This window comes from Flammeovirga sp. SubArs3 (assembly GCF_947387565.1).
GTDB lineage: Bacteria > Bacteroidota > Bacteroidia > Cytophagales > Flammeovirgaceae > Flammeovirga > Flammeovirga agarivorans.
Map to the genome: position 1 here is coordinate 63,058 of NZ_CANDOA010000011.1, position 15,642 is coordinate 78,699.

A 15,642-nucleotide genomic window follows, 5' to 3' on the forward strand; every position below is an offset into this window, starting at 1 on the left:
TCCCATCAATAGGTAAAAGTATTGATGGGATTTTTATTAATCAGTAATGCTAACACCACTGGCCATAAAAGTGTATTTAACTTCAGGCTCGGTAATTAAAGCGATTTGCTCAGGACTGTCACCTGCATCTTCAGCATAATGTCTTAGAGTGGCAACATCTATTGTTTCTTTCTTTAATGTTCCATTGATGGTAGCTTCTTTTCCTTCAGCATCCATAGGAACAAAAAAGGCGTAATCCTTAAACTTCACAAAAAGCTCTTGATCGTTTTCGATAGGTAATTTCAACCAACATCCTTTTTTCTGACAAACACCAGTGATTTCCCCAGTGACTTGGATAGATTGTACTTCGTCTGAAGTAATAGAATGAATTAGTTCTTTGCTTGCTACAGGCTCTTCACTTTTAAACTCTTCACCATAAAAAGTAACTTCATTTTGAACTGGTTTTTGACAACCCATGATCGTTAAAAGTAAAGTCGTAAATAGTATAGTAATATGTCTCATAGAAGTAATTTGATTGGTATTATTCCATCAAATATACATATTTCTTCATAGGTTAAAAGTAAAAAAGTCTCCCATTAATGAGAGACTTTCTTATTTATTTCACTAAACCATTGTCATTGGTAGAAGTGATGGTAGTAAATTCTAAAGGTACTTTCATCACTTGACCACCTGCATTAATATGGGTAAAACCATCTAATTTCATTGTGGAATTTACATTCTTAATCCACCCTGTGGTTCTATCAATTGTATAGGTAGCTTCATTATCACCTTCCATTTCATAGCGCATTTGCATACCATTAATTTCTTGATATTCTTCTTTAGTATTGTCAGTAGCAATATGGTTTACTTCATTTATTATGATTTCAGTTTTAGACAGTCTATCAACAGTAAAAGTACGTTTGATATTGGCTGTAAACGAAATCGTATATTGTGAAGACTTACTCCAAGTACTTCCTTTTTTTACGGCTTCTTCTGGGAAAATATTCGTCAGCATTTCCATATTGGTTTTCAGCTGTTTTTCTCCATAAGATTGTTTGATCTGATTTAGAATTTGAGACTTTTGCATTGCTGGAATATCTTTTGTCTCTTCATCGATCTTCTTCCAATAGTCATCAAGTCCTCTGATATCCGTAATCTTACCTTTCTTTGATAAACTTAATTCAAAAGAATAATGTGACATTGCGGATAAAATTTTTGAGAAAGGATCTTCATTTTGAGCTGATGAAAAAGATTGAAGGTTAGGACCTACATACATCCCTACTTCTAAAAATGGATAAGTAACTTTGATTTGATACACCCCTTCTTTTTCATTTAAGATTTGAAAAGCGGTTTTCGTATCAGTGTCCATCGTGATATTCACTTCTTGACCATTTATATTTTGTTTCATTTCGATATTAGAAACAGAGCTTTGGTAATAGGTTTTACCTGTCTCTAAATTTAGACCTAATGACGCTTTTTTTTGGGCATGGACATTAATACCGACTATAAATAGAAGCAGAGTTGTCAGTTTAAAAATAGTTCTCATGAGTTGTGAAATTTAAGTAATATATTAATAATGAAATACGGAAATTATTGTATTTAGTTGTTGGCTTATTTAGAATATTCTCTTTCTACCTTGGCAATTCTAGTAATAAAATGATCATACCATTTCTCTTTACCAAACTTTTGTGCCACCTGATGCTCTGTATTGGATTTCCATTCTTTAATAGATGCTAGGTCTTTCCAATATGAAACTGTGATTCCTACTTCTTCTCTTGCACCTTCAACACCAAGAAACCCATCTTGTTGGCTTGCAAGGTCAATCATAAGATTTGCCATATCTTCATAGCCTTCGGTTTCGGATGTTAAAGTGGAAGTAAATATAACAGCATAATAAGGTGGGGTAGGAGTATTAGCGAACATTTAATAGTTTAATTAATTGGATTGAAACAGAATGATGTCGCGAAATTAATAGAAAGAATTCAATCACAAAAATAATCTTAAAAAGTAACCGAATAAACTCCTGCTTTTTATTTTCCAATCGATCTGATATGTTTGTATCACAAAACTAAATTGAATACAAAATGCATTACCTATCGGTTCAAGAAGTAAAAGAGATGTGCTACAATAGTACCTACCATTTTAAAGAATATATCTTAGATCAAAAGGAGGTATTTCCTTATAATGTTCAGGTGCTGTTTGATATGGCAAAGGAAGGACGAATTAGAAATGAATCGATTAATGGTTTTGTAAGAAAGAATACTTCTAGACTTCATTTTTTATCAAAAGAAGCCAATTTATTAGCGAATACTTCTGAAGGGTTTCCAATTAAAATTCCCAAATTCCCACATTTTAGGACGGCTGAACATCTATTCCAATGCATTAAGTTAGATCAGGCTAAGGGGGATGAAATCATTGAGAAGCAATTATTGATTATCGATCAAACTTCTGGTGAGGGAGCAAAGTTAATGGGTGATAGGAAGGATGATATGCGTATGTTTTGGCGTTCTTCTTGGGTGATGAAAGATTGGGAAATGAGAGATTTACCAACAGATCAATACAAGGAGAAACATTGGGAGGCTGTAACAGAAATGGTCAATGCCCTTTGGTATGCTTTATTAATGAAACTAGGGAATAACCGTAAAGAGTTTGGTAAAGTATTATTAAAAAATGGGGCTGTGAAACAGTCGCCAATTGTAGAAATGTCCTTAGATCAACGACAACCAGATACTTTTTGGGGAACAAAGGTCGAACCTAATGGTATGTTGAGAGGAATGAACTTGGCAGGGAAGTTATTATCTAGGTTAAGAGATCTTTATCGTTTGGAACTTCTTCAGAAGAAAGGCTCATTTAACTTATTGAATGTTACTCCTCCTTTTTCTATTCAGATAATTGGTGGAGATATCCAAAGTGTTGATTATAACGAATAAAAAAACAGGCGACTTCAGTAATTAAAGAGGTCGCCTGTTTTTATATATATCAATGAATTATTTTAGATCAAACCGATCAGCATTCATTACCTTAGTCCAAGCATTTACAAAATCTTGAGCAAACTTCACTTTGTTGTCATCTTGAGCATAAAACTCGCTGTAAGATCTCAAAATTGAATTAGATCCAAAGATAATATCAACCCTTGTTGCAGTCCATTTTGTCTCTCCAGTTTTACGATCAACTATATTATAGAGATTTGCACCTGCAGGTTTCCAAGAATAACTCATATCCGTTAACTCAACAAAGAAATCATTACTGAGCTGACCAACATTGTCAGTAAATACCCCATGTTTTGTTCCTCCGTAATTGGTGCCCAATACTCTCATGCCACCAATTAATACTGTCATTTCAGGAGCAGTTAATCCTAAAAGCTGACTTCTGTCGAGTAAAAGTTCTTCGGGGTTGACAGCATATTCTTTTTTCATCCAGTTTCTAAAACCATCACTTACAGGTTCCAGAACATCGAATGAGTCTTTATCGGTCATCTCTTCGGATGCATCACCTCGTCCACTTGAGAATGAAACCTGTATAGAAGTATCAATAGCTTGTGCTGCTTTTTCAACCGCTGCTGTACCACCTAATACAATTAAGTCGGCTAGACTTACTTTTTTTCCTAAACTGTTCTGAATTTCTGTCAGTTTAGAGATGACCTTTTGTAGGCGCTCTGGTTCGTTTCCTTCCCAATCTTTTTGAGGAGAAAAACGAATACGCCCGCCATTGGCTCCACCTCTATAATCCGAACCTCTATATGTTCTAGCACTATCCCATGCTGTCGAGATTAAATCATTGTCTGATAGACCACTTTCTAAAATGGTTTTCTTTAACTGATTGATTTCGTCATCCGTTAATGAGTAGTCTACCTTTGGAATAGGGTCTTGCCAAATAAGATCTTCCTGAGGTACATCTGCTCCTAGGTAGCGTGATTTTGGACCCAAGTCTCTATGCGTAAGTTTAAACCAAGCTCTGGCAAAAACATCTTTAAAATATTCTGGATCGTTATAAAATTTTTCTGATATTTTACGGTATGCAGGATCCATTTTCATGGCCATATCTGCATCCGTCATAATAGGATTGCGTTTTACAGTTGGGTCATGGGCGTCTACAGGTTTGTCCTCGTCTTTCATATCAATGGGTTCCCATTGCCAGGCTCCTGCTGGACTCTTCTTTAATTCCCACTCATGGTTTAAAAGTAAGTGGAAGTAAGTATGATTCCATCTGTCGGGGGTAGTGGTCCATGCACCTTCCAATCCTGAAGTAACAGTATCTCCAGCGTTACCATTTCCCTTTGGATTGATCCAGCCTAACCCTTGTTCTTGGATGTCTGCACCTTCAGGCTCTGCACCCAATTTCGAGGCATCTCCGTTACCATGAGCTTTACCAACTGTATGCCCTCCAGCGGTTAGTGCACATGTTTCTTCGTCGTTCATTGCCATTCGACCAAAAGTAGTACGAACATCATGTGCTGTTTTTAACGGGTCAGGTTTTCCATCAACTCCTTCAGGATTCACATAAATCAATCCCATTTGTACTGCAGCCAAAGGATTCTCTAATGATTCGCTATCACTGTTATTATATCTATCCTTTCCTAACCATTCTTGTTCATCTCCCCAATAAATATCTTTTTCTGGGTGCCATATATCTTCTCTTCCGCCAGCAAAACCAAAGGTTTTGAAACCCATAGATTCGTAAGCCATATTACCTGCTAATATTATAAGGTCACCCCAAGAGAGTTGGTTACCATATTTCTTTTTGATCGGCCAAAGTAAACGTCGGGCTTTATCGAGATTGGCATTATCAGGCCAGCTATTTAGAGGAGCAAAACGTTGGTTTCCTGTATTACTTCCTCCTCTGCCATCTGCTGTACGGTAAGTTCCGGCAGCATGCCAAGCCATACGAATCATCAGACCACCGTAGTGTCCCCAATCTGCAGGCCACCAATCTTGACTATCCGTCATTAGATTTTTTAAATCATTTTTTACAGCTTCAAGGTCTAATTTGCTAAAAGCCTCTGCATAGTTGAATCCATGAAAAGGATTTGTTTTTGTGTCATGTTGATGGAGTATATCCAGATTAAGGGATTTTGGCCACCATTCCATTACATTTTTTTGTTGCTCTGTGTTTGCTCCATGATTAAATGGGCATTTGCTAGGGTTTGATTTGTCCATAATGGTTCTCAGACTTTTAATTAGGGATAGTAAAATATTTTATGGTTATCAATTGAATTGAGACAGTGTTTTGGGTTGAGTGAGTAAATGAAGTAACACTACTTTTTCACTCAATTAAATTTAATAAAAATACTAGTAATGGAACTCAAAATCAGAAGATAAGTTTTAATAAATTCTCTTTTTATTTCTAAAAATATCATAGAATGGTGCGGAATATTTGAGATGAATCACCGCTTGGTGTCAAAATTCTCAAAAAGTATACAAGTAGTCAGATTTTGTATACAAATTCAAGGGAGTGCCGTCTCTACATTTGTACTATCAAAACATTAATAAAACAGATAGAACAATGATGACTAAAAAGTGGAATACTCAGCACATTCCTTCTCAGAAAGGCAAAACAATTCTAATCACTGGAGCAAACAGTGGTTTAGGACTAGGAACTGCAAAAGTTTTGGCAAAAAAAGAGGCACATGTTATTCTAGCTGCTAGAAATTTAAAGAAAGGGCAAGCAGCCATCAACGAGATCTTAAAAGAAACACCGAATGCAAGTCTAGATCTCATGCAATTGGATTTATCCGATATAAATACAATCAAACAATTTGCCATTGAGCTGAAGGCAAAGTATTCGCAATTGCATACTTTAATCAATAATGCTGGAGTAATGATGCCACAAGAACGCCTTGAAACGAAACAAGGGTTTGAAGGACAATTTGGCACTAATCATCTAGGGCACTTTGTACTAACAAGAGAGCTGATTGATCTTTTAGATAATACACCAGGGGCAAGAATAGTAACACTAAGCAGTTTAGTGGCTAAAATGGGAGATGCAGATATTTATTGGGATAACCTTCAGTTTGAGAGAGATTATCATAAAATGAAATCATATTCCCAAAGTAAATTAGCCAATATGATGTTTGGTTTGGAGTTGGATAAGATGTTAAGAGAAAATGGTAGTAAAACAATTTCTGTCCTTGCACATCCTGGGTATACGGCTACAAACTTACAGCAACACATGGGGTTACAAGGGATGATTTTAAATTTCTTTTTGGCTCAAAAAGTAGAGATGGGAATTCTACCTTCGTTGAGAGCGGCAACGGACCCAAGTGTCAAAGGAGGTGAATATTATGGTCCTGCCAATATGAGAAACTGGAGAGGATATCCTGTCGTAAACAAACCATCAAAAAAAGCATTAGATTTGAATGAAAGAAGAAAACTTTGGGAGATCTCAGAGCAATTAACAAACTCTTCGTTCCAATTGAGCTAATAGTATGAGTCAATTCTTAAAAATAAATTCAATTTCAGAGCTTCATGATGCTTTTCGTTGTGATAAGCCTAGTCATCCGTTAATTTCAGTGATTAATTTATCTGACATAGCGATTCCACATGAAGTTCTGAATTTTAAAGTAGGAACACCTTTTTATAACATCACCTTTAAGTCGAAAACAGCTCATCCCTTTCGATATGGAAGAGGGTATTTTGATTTTAGTGAAGGGTTTTTGATTGGTCTTTCTCCTAACCAAATTTTTGAGATCGATGAAACTTCTGAAATAGGCGACCTAGAAGGTTGGTCATTATTTTTTCATCCTGATTTAATTAGAGGATATAATATCTTAGAAAAAATATCAGAGTATGGCTTCTTCTCATATGAAGTGAACGAAGCTTTACATATGTCTGAAAAAGAAAAGAAAACACTCAATGATATTGTTTTTAAGATTAAGGAAGAATATGAGTCTAATTTGGATGAATTTAGCCAAGACGTTTTAGTATCCAATATTGAGTTGTTATTCAACTATATCAGAAGGTTTTACAGTAGACAGTTTATCACTAGGAAAAAGCAAAATACTAGTATAGTAAGCTCTTTTAATAAATTACTGAAAGACTATTTTGAAGAAGGAAAATCTGTTGTTAATGGATTACCAAAAGTTCATTACTTCGCAGAACAGTTACATCTTTCCGATAGCTATCTGAGTGATTTATTAAAAAAGGAAACAGGTAAAAACACACAGGACCTTATCCATTTCTTTGTTATAGAACGAGCAAAAAACAACTTAGTCAATTCAAACAAATCAGTTTCAGAAATTGCATTTGACCTTGGTTTTGAATATCCGCAGTACTTTAGTCGTTTGTTTAAAAATAAGACCGGACAAACGCCAAAAGAATATAGAGACAATTAATTTTTTGATATAGTTTAGACCTAACTGTAGTTTCGTATGCTAAACAAATTTATAGTCCTTCTGATTTTTCGGGAATTCATAGCCAAATAATTTCAGAGGGAAGTCTCCAAAGATATCAATACCAAATACATAGTGCTCTTGGTGAAGAACCGCTGCATCAAATTCATTTCTTCTTTTTGTGTTGAAGGGGGTAGGGCTATCGTAAGTAATGACCGTTGATTTTATATTAAACTCGTTGTATAAGTATAGTGCAAAAATCTGAGAGATGGCTCCGCCTACACTAAAACCAGTGATCTGAATGTCATTATATTGAGATATTTTATATTGGAAATCCACATCAAATTGAGCTTTTATCGCATTAAATGACTTAAGATACCCTTTATGGAAGCCATCACTTTTTTGGTACTTTAATCGAGTAACAAATAATGGGAAAATACTCTTTGAGGGGTGAACTTCAATTACTAGTTTTTGCTCTTCAGTTTTTACATAACATTCAATACCACTAGTGGTATATTTGTTGTCGAAATGTGATATATGGTCATTAAATTTCATGATAGTACTATTGAAATGGGCACAGCATTATTAATACTACAAAAGTAATAGGTAGGAGTTGACTAAAAGTGAACTCACAGATAACATTAAATGAATAATCAATAATGAAGTGTACGTTGTTTATTGAATCTTAGTTATAGGAGTGTCACATTAGACACTTCAAAAAAATATATAATGGTTACAGGATTCACAATCAATATACATATTTTTCATGACTATATCGAATTAGAAATTGCACTTTATTGATAGAGTATTGTAAGTTTTAAGTGATTTTTTAATAAAATAGAGATGTAACCCATCTTGTGATATTGCTATCTACTCATTCCAGTTAGAGAATATAATTTCAATTTTTAGTAGGTTAAGAAATTATTACAGACTAAAATGCTTGCCTTTTGGCTAGTTTTTCATCGATAACGATTCAGATAATTTATTCTACAACTCAGTAGATATATATAACGCCCCACCCGTTATGCTAGTGAGAAAAACCCAACCACAGCGTAAGTTTGACATTGTAAAGTAGTATTGTAAAACAAAACAAATCATACAAAATAGATAATACTTCAATTAAATAACTTTCAGTTTATCAGTTTTTTGTGTGTTATAAGCTACTGACATATTCAATCAATTTTTATCTACTAAATAATAATGAGAGAAAATATCAGACAAATAATTATCTCGCTAATCTTGTTTTTATCCTGTACGCATCTAAATGCCCAAAGTATATTCCATACGGTTAATGGTAAAGTCATCGATAAAGATAATCAGCAGCCAATAGTAGGGGTTTTAGTTTTTACTGAATTAGGAGATTCTACCATATCTACGACCACAGATTATGATGGTAAGTTTTCTTTTTCTTTAAAAGCTGGGAGGTACAATGTCAAATTTAAAATGTTGGGTTATCAGTCATTTATTTTTGAAGAATTAGCTGTTCCCAACGGAAGTAATGATCAATTAAATATTTCGTTACAAGAAGATGAAACCGTATTGAGTGAGGTTGAAGTGGTGTATACCTCATCCAAAGATGAACCACAAAATACGATGGCCATCGCTTCGGGTAGACAATTTACGGTAGAAGAGACGAGTAGGTATGCAGGTGGTTTTGATGATCCTGCAAGAATGGCAACCTCGTTTGCGGGTGTCGCTGGGTCAACGGGTAGTAATGGTATGGTTATTCGAGGTAATGCTCCTAAAGGAGTCTTATGGCAAGTAGAGGATATGCCTATACCAGATCCTAATCACTTATCGAATATTGTTGCATTTGGAGGAGGTAGTGTCACTGCTCTTAGTACCTATGTTTTAGATAATTCAGATTTCTATACTGGTGCTTTTACATCAGATTATGGTAATGCAATGGCAGGGGTATTTGATCTTTCCTTAAGAGAAGGTAATGCGGAGAAGCGTTCTTTTCAAGCTCAGTTAGGTGTAAATGGTATCGATTTTGGTGCTGAAGGTCCCTTTAAAAAAGGAGGAAACGCGACTTACTTATTTAACTATAGGTATTCGACGTTTGCTGTATTAGCACCAATTTTACCAGAAGAAATGGGATTCTTAGGGTATCAAGATTTATCATTTAAAGTTGTAGTTCCTACTAAAAATGGTGGAGAATGGAATGTATGGGCTGTAGGTGGTGCTGATCGACAATATAGAAATGCGTCTATGGATTCGACAGAGTGGACTTTTGATGATGCGAATCAGAGCTTTTCTACAAATATTTTATTTGGCGGTTCAGGTATCTCCTATCAATTACCCATCAATAAAAATGGATATTGGAAAAATATTGTGGGAATGTCAGGGAATGCCACTTATTGGGAGTCTTCAGAGTTAAATTCATCTTTAGTAGAAAACCCATTAAATGATTATAAAAATGTGCAGTATGACCTTACATATAAGTCGTACGTTCATTACAAATTTGGTCCAAAGCATACGCATAGATCTGGAATCACAATTTCCCAAAAACATTATGATATCAATATGAAAGAGGCAGAAGGTGCAGGTGATCCGATGCAAACTTTTGCTGTTGGAAATGGGAATGCAATGTTCTTACAGGCTTTTTCACAATCGAAGTTTCAATTATCACGTAATTGGTCAATGAACCTTGGTGTATATGCACAATATTTTGAAGGGAATGAACAGTATTCTATAGAACCGAGAGCTTCTGTGAAGTATCAGTTGAACCCTTGGCATTCTTTATCTTTTAGCTATGGTTTACATAGTCAAACTGAAGCACTTCATTATTACCTATTGCCTCAACAGAATGGTGATCAATTGACTTACCCCAATAAGAACCTTGACTTCTCAAAAGCACACCATTATGTCTTAGGATACAATTGGAATATCAATAATTCATTACGATTTAAATCAGAAATTTTCTATCAGGATTTATACAATATTCCTGTTATCGAGGGTAGTTACTTTTCTATGTTAAACCTAACGCATGAATTTTATGTTGATGGTGCCCTTGTGAATGAAGGAACAGGTAGAAATGTTGGTATAGATCTCACATTTGAACAATTTCTGAAGAATGGATTTTATTATACTTTAACCTCATCAATTTTTGATTCTAAGTATACAGGAGGAGATGGTGTAGAACGAAATTCTCAATTCAATAAAAACTATGTGATTAATGTGTTAGGAGGCAAAGAATGGTACATAGGAGCAGAAAAAAATAAAGTGTTCTCTCTTAACGGAAAATTCACATTTATGGGTGGGGATAGAAGGCATCCATTAGATGAGCAAAAAACAGAAGAAACTGGAGATGTTGTCTATAATTATGATGCGGCATATTCTCAACAATATCCGTCAAGTCAGATATTAAGTGTAAGTGCATTGTATAAAACTATTAGGCCTAAATATACATCACAGTGGACATTACAAATTATAAATGCACTGGGCGCTCCAGAATATTATGGTTACCAAATGGACCAAAAGACGGGAGAAATTACTGATAAAAAAGATGTACTAATCTTACCAAACATTGCGTATAAGGTTATGTTTTAAATGATGGAATTGTAATATTCTATTTTTCAATAGTCATATCGAACTAGAAATTGTTATAAAATATTTTAAAATAATTCTGTAAAATGTTGCAAAAACAAAAAAAACAGTACATCTTTATCATATGAATCGTTAAGCAGTGTGCCCCCTCTTCGGTGGGGGCAACACAATTTAGAATTCCGAGTTTTGCTTTGGAATTCTTTTGTTTGAGGGGGACAAATTTGTCCCCCTTTTCTTTTGTCTATACTTTGTTAATCCTCCCTTTAAAAGTCAATCAAATATTGTTAGGAAAATACTATTCAGCATAGGTATATAATATCTTTTCTCTAAGCTTTTTATTAGAAATTAGTGGTGCCATTCAGATCATAGTTCTTCAAGAAATTCCACACTTCTAATGAAGCATTAATATCCATATTTCCTTTAAAGCCAGGCCAATCATGTTCACCGCCTGTGATCTTTAGGTGAAGTACTTCTGATCCTTGCTCTCCATTCGAATAGGTGTACCTTTCTACAGTGCTTCCGTCTTCGGTGTTTATATCAGGAACACTTTCAATTTCAGGAGAAAGATCTGTTTGATTATGATTGGTCCAAAATGTAAGTAGGCCTTCAATACTAGAATAGGGTACGATTTTATCCTCCGTTCCATGTATTTGTAGAACAGAAATAGAACGGGAAGGAGTACAAGTATTTATCGTTGGTTGATACATTGAACCTGTAACTGAAGCAATGGCAGCAATTCGATCTGTCAGGTGACAGGCAAGGTGAAAACTAAAGAAGCCTCCCATAGACATTCCTGTAGAATAGATTCGATTCATATCGACATTCATGTTGTTTTCAATATGATCTAATAAGATTTGGACAAAATCAACATCTATATTATTGTTATTAGTAAGTACCCATTTATTTGAAATTCCATTCGGATGGATCACAATGAAATTTTCCTCTTCCGCCAGTTCATGAAATTTTGTGTAGCCATAATTGAACTCCATATTACTGGTTAGTCCATGAAATGATAAAAGTACAGGAAGGGGTGAAGTACCATCATAAGTAGATGGTATATAAATAGTATATTCTCTTTTCGTACCATTGACCTCTACTGTATCAATGGATTTTCCTGTCTGAATTTCAAGTATTGTCTCTTCTTCAATAACAACATCTTCAACAATGGTATCATTCGGTGTAACACCTTCGTCTGTTGAGGTAGTACATTGTGTAAATAATAAAATAAAAAGAGGTATTGTATATAATGATTTCATTTTAGTAATTCTCTTTCTGTAAATGTTCATTAAAAAACTCTACAACAGAAACATATTTAGTCCTAGCACCTGGATATTTTAAATCACTCTCTACACCGAGTTGATCTAATTTTTGTTGTAATGCAATACCAAAATCTACATGATGTATGATCCAAGATTTCATTTTTTTAGGGTTCTTAGGTGCTTTTGACTTAGGAGACATATTATAACTCATATAAACGGCAGGATCATCTGAAGAAGCTAAAGTTATGGCAGATAAACTATTCGCGATTGAATTAGTTTCTTCCATTGTTTTACCTCCGTACATTCTTTTTCGCTTCTTTACTAACTTTGAGTTATTATCTAAAGCACCTTGAGTATTAGCACCTTCATTTAGATGCTTTTTGAAAAGTGATTCCCAAAACTCTAAATTCATAGTTGTTTGTCCAGAAAAAGGGGCTACACAACTTACTCGAGTAGATTCTCTCTCTATAGGGTTGTCACTTTCAGTATTTGCCATTTCATCACTAAATGCTAACCACATACAGATTTGAGCACCCGCAGAACCTCCATGAAGGCCAATTCTTGACTTGTCAATTTTCCATTGATCAGCATTTAATCGAATAAATTGAAGTGCCTTTTTGGCATCATTGTGGGCTGCTGGAAGTGGGGCATCGGTAATTAACCTATAATTAATTGCTGCTACTGAAATACCTGCATTTAGCAAGGAATTTAAAGTTTTTGCACTCAACTTTTCTTTACTACCTGAGGTAAAACCTCCGCCGTGTATATATAAAACTAATGGTGTTTTTTTGTTGGTTTCAGCAAACCAAATGTCGATTACATTTCTTTCATGTTCTCCGTACTTGATGTTTTGTAATTGAGGTACCGGTTTACTTTGTTGAGCATTAGAAATTAAGGAAGTAGCCAACAGAAGAATAACAGAACTGATAATTGTTAGATGTTTCACACTTATGATATTTCATTTCAAATTTTAATCATTGAAAAGTCTGAAATCTATCACTCTCATCAAAATTTTTTCAACTAACGTCATTGATTTTTCAACGAAAGAAATTGTTGAGTTTATAAAATGACCATAGCACTTTAATTTTCGTTCTGCTTTTTTAATATTTTGACAATGCGGTTAATAATGATCTCGGATAGATTCCATTCATAACCATTAAAATCTGTTGTATTGATAAACTGTATCACAACAGCATCAATATCTTTATGGTATTCAGCTAAACTTTGATAGCCAATGACTAACCCGCCATGATTATATTCATATGGGTAAATTTCTTGCTCACCTTCTTTGAAAACAGAGCCATCATTCAATGCTCTTAAAAAAGTACCTACGTCTTTGGCTGTAGCTAGCATACCATAGTCATTGGCTTTAAAGTCCTCCTCGTATCCGACATAATAACCGCTCATCACATCTTCTAAATCTACCTCGTGAATGGAGAAATAAGTATCCTTTAAACCTAGTGGTAATAATATCTTCTCTTTAATGTATTGTTGATGACTATATCCCAATTTTTTATCCATCAATTGGCGTAACAATAAATAGTTTGTATTGGAATACTCATAACCTTGATCTGGAGCAAAACTAGCGGGTAAATCAAGGGCAAAATCGAGAGCTCTTTTTCCATTTTCTTGTTCATCTTCCCAATAGGCAGGGTTATCTGTAAAATTGGGAATTCCTGAACGGTGCTGGATCATCATCTTTAAAGTAATCTGTTCAGCATTTTCGATTCTACCAACAAGTTCTGGGAAGTTATCTGCTAATGTTTCATCCAACGATAGGCGATTTTCTTTAACCATCTTGGTGATAGCAACAGCAACATATAATTTACTGATACTTGCAATTTTGAACAATGAGTTAGTATCAGCAGGGATTTTATTTTCTCTATTTTTCCACCCACCAGTATAAAACGCAGGAGGGTGACCCGCCTCATCAACATAAACAATCATACCATCGAACCCGTAACTTATTGCTTCATTTACTTGTTCTTGAATCGTATTTGGAAGTGGTACAATCCAAGCCCTAACTAAAATCCAAGGGACATAGAATAATGAGATTGCAGTACTAACAAGTAGTATGATTCTAAAGAGCTGTTTTGCTTTTTTCTTTTGCATTTCAGATGAAGTCTATTTGTGTTATGGTAGCAGAGAAACTATAAAGTCTAAGGTAATAATTTTAAAATGGATCTTTCGATATATTTAAAATTACTACACTGAAATACTAACACAAATGATGAATCTAAAAATGCTTCACAAATTATTGACTTATCTCTAATGACTTTTTCTTGTAATTAATAAGCTGTATAGCTGCATTTCTACCCGATTCCATGGCAGCATTTAATGAACCGTTCAATAGAGAATCACCTGCAATAAATATATTCTCAGATAACCTGTTTTCTTTTTCAGTGACTGTCATTTTTAAGTTTTTACGATTTGGAAGAGCTTTATTTATTCTGTAATGCTTTATATATTTTATAGTAGATGCTCCAGTATAATGTTTCACTTCTTTTGTTACATGATCAATAATTTCTTGATCTGTGTGATTCTTAATTTCTAATGAAGTAACGGAAAGAATAGTCTTATTTGTACTATGATCTCGGTAGGCATATAAATTATTGGCAAATTTTTCAGTGTCGGCAATTAAAGCAATGGTTTCCTGAGGGATATTAGTTTGATCTACTTCAAAGTATATGCACATACAAGATTTCCACTTTACTTCTTCTTGATTGATCAAAGAAGGAGTGTTGCTGGCAATAATTACACCTTGATGTGATTTCTTCTCACCAGATCCAAGTGTAATAAAATCATTTGTCATTTCAGTCACTTCCGTATTATAAATGAACTCGGTATGTTTCAATTTACCTTTCAGTTGTTTACTTATCTCTCCAATACCTAGTTGAGGTATAGTTGCATGACCTTCTCCAAACATTTTGTATACAAACTCAAACATTCTACTTGAGGTATTTAAATCAGGCTCTAAAAATATTCCGCTAAAGAAAGGTTTAAAGAATCGATTGATAATTTTTGTAGAAAAGCCAAAATCAACAAGGTAATCATAAGTTGTCTTTTCAGTAGAGTTAAAGATATCTTTCAATGATTTATTCTTTAAGCTTATGTTGAGTTGTAGAATTTTCAGTTTGTCATAAATAGATCCAATATCAGACAATAAGGTAGGGAAAAGTATATTCCAATTTCTTAGTGGATCACCAATACGATAAGCTTGACCATTGGAATATATCAGAGCTCCAGATGCTAGTTTTCTTAAGTTCAGTTTTTCCATATCCAAATACTTCTGTGCGAGAGGATAGGCACTAAGTAATACCTGAAAACCGACGTCTAACGCAAAACCATTTTCCTGGAGAGTTTTCACTCTTCCTCCAACTTCAGAGGATTTTTCAATAACTATGGGGTGGTAGCCATATTGTTCTAGTTCATATGCTGCAATTAGACCACTAACCCCCGCTCCGATGATGTAAACCTTATCTTCCATTAATTTCCTATCGTATATTAATCAATTCAATGCTTAAGAGT

Annotated in this window: 13 protein-coding genes; 4 read left to right on the forward strand and 9 right to left on the reverse strand. The window is 34.5% G+C overall.

What is annotated here, in order from left to right:
• Positions 1-36 precede the first annotated feature (36 nt).
• From QL232_RS23250 to QL232_RS23260, 3 genes are all read right to left on the reverse strand, one after another.
• On the reverse strand, positions 37-501 hold the full coding sequence (locus QL232_RS23250; protein ID WP_168884739.1) for a DUF4920 domain-containing protein: 465 nt from the start codon (positions 499-501) through the stop codon (positions 37-39).
• A 94-nt stretch (positions 502-595) separates the two neighbouring features.
• Positions 596-1,525 (reverse strand): DUF6263 family protein, encoded by a 930-nt coding sequence (locus tag QL232_RS23255; RefSeq protein WP_281615962.1) that lies wholly within the window; start codon positions 1,523-1,525, stop codon positions 596-598.
• A gap of 65 nt (positions 1,526-1,590) precedes the next feature.
• Positions 1,591-1,902 (reverse strand): antibiotic biosynthesis monooxygenase, encoded by a 312-nt coding sequence (locus QL232_RS23260; RefSeq protein ID WP_281615963.1) that lies wholly within the window; start codon positions 1,900-1,902, stop codon positions 1,591-1,593.
• A gap of 161 nt (positions 1,903-2,063) precedes the next feature.
• Between QL232_RS23260 and QL232_RS23265 the strand changes: the two genes are divergently transcribed.
• Positions 2,064-2,909: an NADAR family protein gene (locus tag QL232_RS23265; RefSeq protein ID WP_281615964.1), complete on the forward strand. Its 846-nt coding sequence runs from the start codon at positions 2,064-2,066 to the stop codon at positions 2,907-2,909.
• Between the two features lie 57 nt (positions 2,910-2,966).
• On the opposite strand, the gene katG is transcribed toward QL232_RS23265, so the two are convergent.
• Positions 2,967-5,135, reverse strand: a complete 2,169-nt coding sequence (gene katG / locus QL232_RS23270) for a catalase/peroxidase HPI (RefSeq protein ID WP_281615965.1) — start codon at positions 5,133-5,135, stop codon at positions 2,967-2,969.
• Positions 5,136-5,481: 346 nt separating this feature from the next.
• On the opposite strand from katG, the gene QL232_RS23275 reads away from it, so the two are divergent.
• Together QL232_RS23275 and QL232_RS23280 are read left to right on the forward strand one after the other, a co-directional pair.
• Complete coding sequence (locus tag QL232_RS23275) at positions 5,482-6,399, forward strand: oxidoreductase (RefSeq protein WP_281615966.1); 918 nt, start codon at positions 5,482-5,484, stop codon at positions 6,397-6,399.
• A gap of 4 nt (positions 6,400-6,403) precedes the next feature.
• Positions 6,404-7,309 (forward strand): helix-turn-helix transcriptional regulator, encoded by a 906-nt coding sequence (locus QL232_RS23280; protein ID WP_281615967.1) that lies wholly within the window; start codon positions 6,404-6,406, stop codon positions 7,307-7,309.
• Between the two features lie 39 nt (positions 7,310-7,348).
• Here QL232_RS23280 and QL232_RS23285 read toward each other — a convergent pair whose 3' ends face one another.
• On the reverse strand, positions 7,349-7,861 hold the full coding sequence (locus QL232_RS23285; protein ID WP_281615968.1) for a lipase family protein: 513 nt from the start codon (positions 7,859-7,861) through the stop codon (positions 7,349-7,351).
• Between the two features lie 645 nt (positions 7,862-8,506).
• Between QL232_RS23285 and QL232_RS23290 the strand changes: the two genes are divergently transcribed.
• Complete coding sequence (locus QL232_RS23290) at positions 8,507-10,858, forward strand: TonB-dependent receptor (protein ID WP_281615969.1); 2,352 nt, start codon at positions 8,507-8,509, stop codon at positions 10,856-10,858.
• 335 nt (positions 10,859-11,193) lie between these two features.
• Here QL232_RS23290 and QL232_RS23295 read toward each other — a convergent pair whose 3' ends face one another.
• From QL232_RS23295 to QL232_RS23310, 4 genes are all read right to left on the reverse strand, one after another.
• Positions 11,194-12,111 (reverse strand): dienelactone hydrolase family protein, encoded by a 918-nt coding sequence (locus QL232_RS23295; protein ID WP_281615970.1) that lies wholly within the window; start codon positions 12,109-12,111, stop codon positions 11,194-11,196.
• Position 12,112: 1 nt separating this feature from the next.
• A complete protein-coding gene (locus tag QL232_RS23300) occupies positions 12,113-13,060 on the reverse strand; it encodes an alpha/beta hydrolase (RefSeq protein ID WP_281615971.1) in 948 nt (315 codons plus the stop codon).
• Positions 13,061-13,194: 134 nt separating this feature from the next.
• Positions 13,195-14,226 carry a serine hydrolase domain-containing protein gene (locus tag QL232_RS23305; RefSeq protein WP_281615972.1) on the reverse strand — a complete coding sequence of 344 codons (1,032 nt, stop codon included), beginning with the start codon at positions 14,224-14,226 and terminating at the stop codon, positions 13,195-13,197.
• A 142-nt stretch (positions 14,227-14,368) separates the two neighbouring features.
• Entirely contained in the window at positions 14,369-15,601 is a 1,233-nt protein-coding gene (locus QL232_RS23310) for an FAD-dependent oxidoreductase (RefSeq protein ID WP_281615973.1), read from the reverse strand.
• Positions 15,602-15,642: the final 41 nt, after the last annotated feature.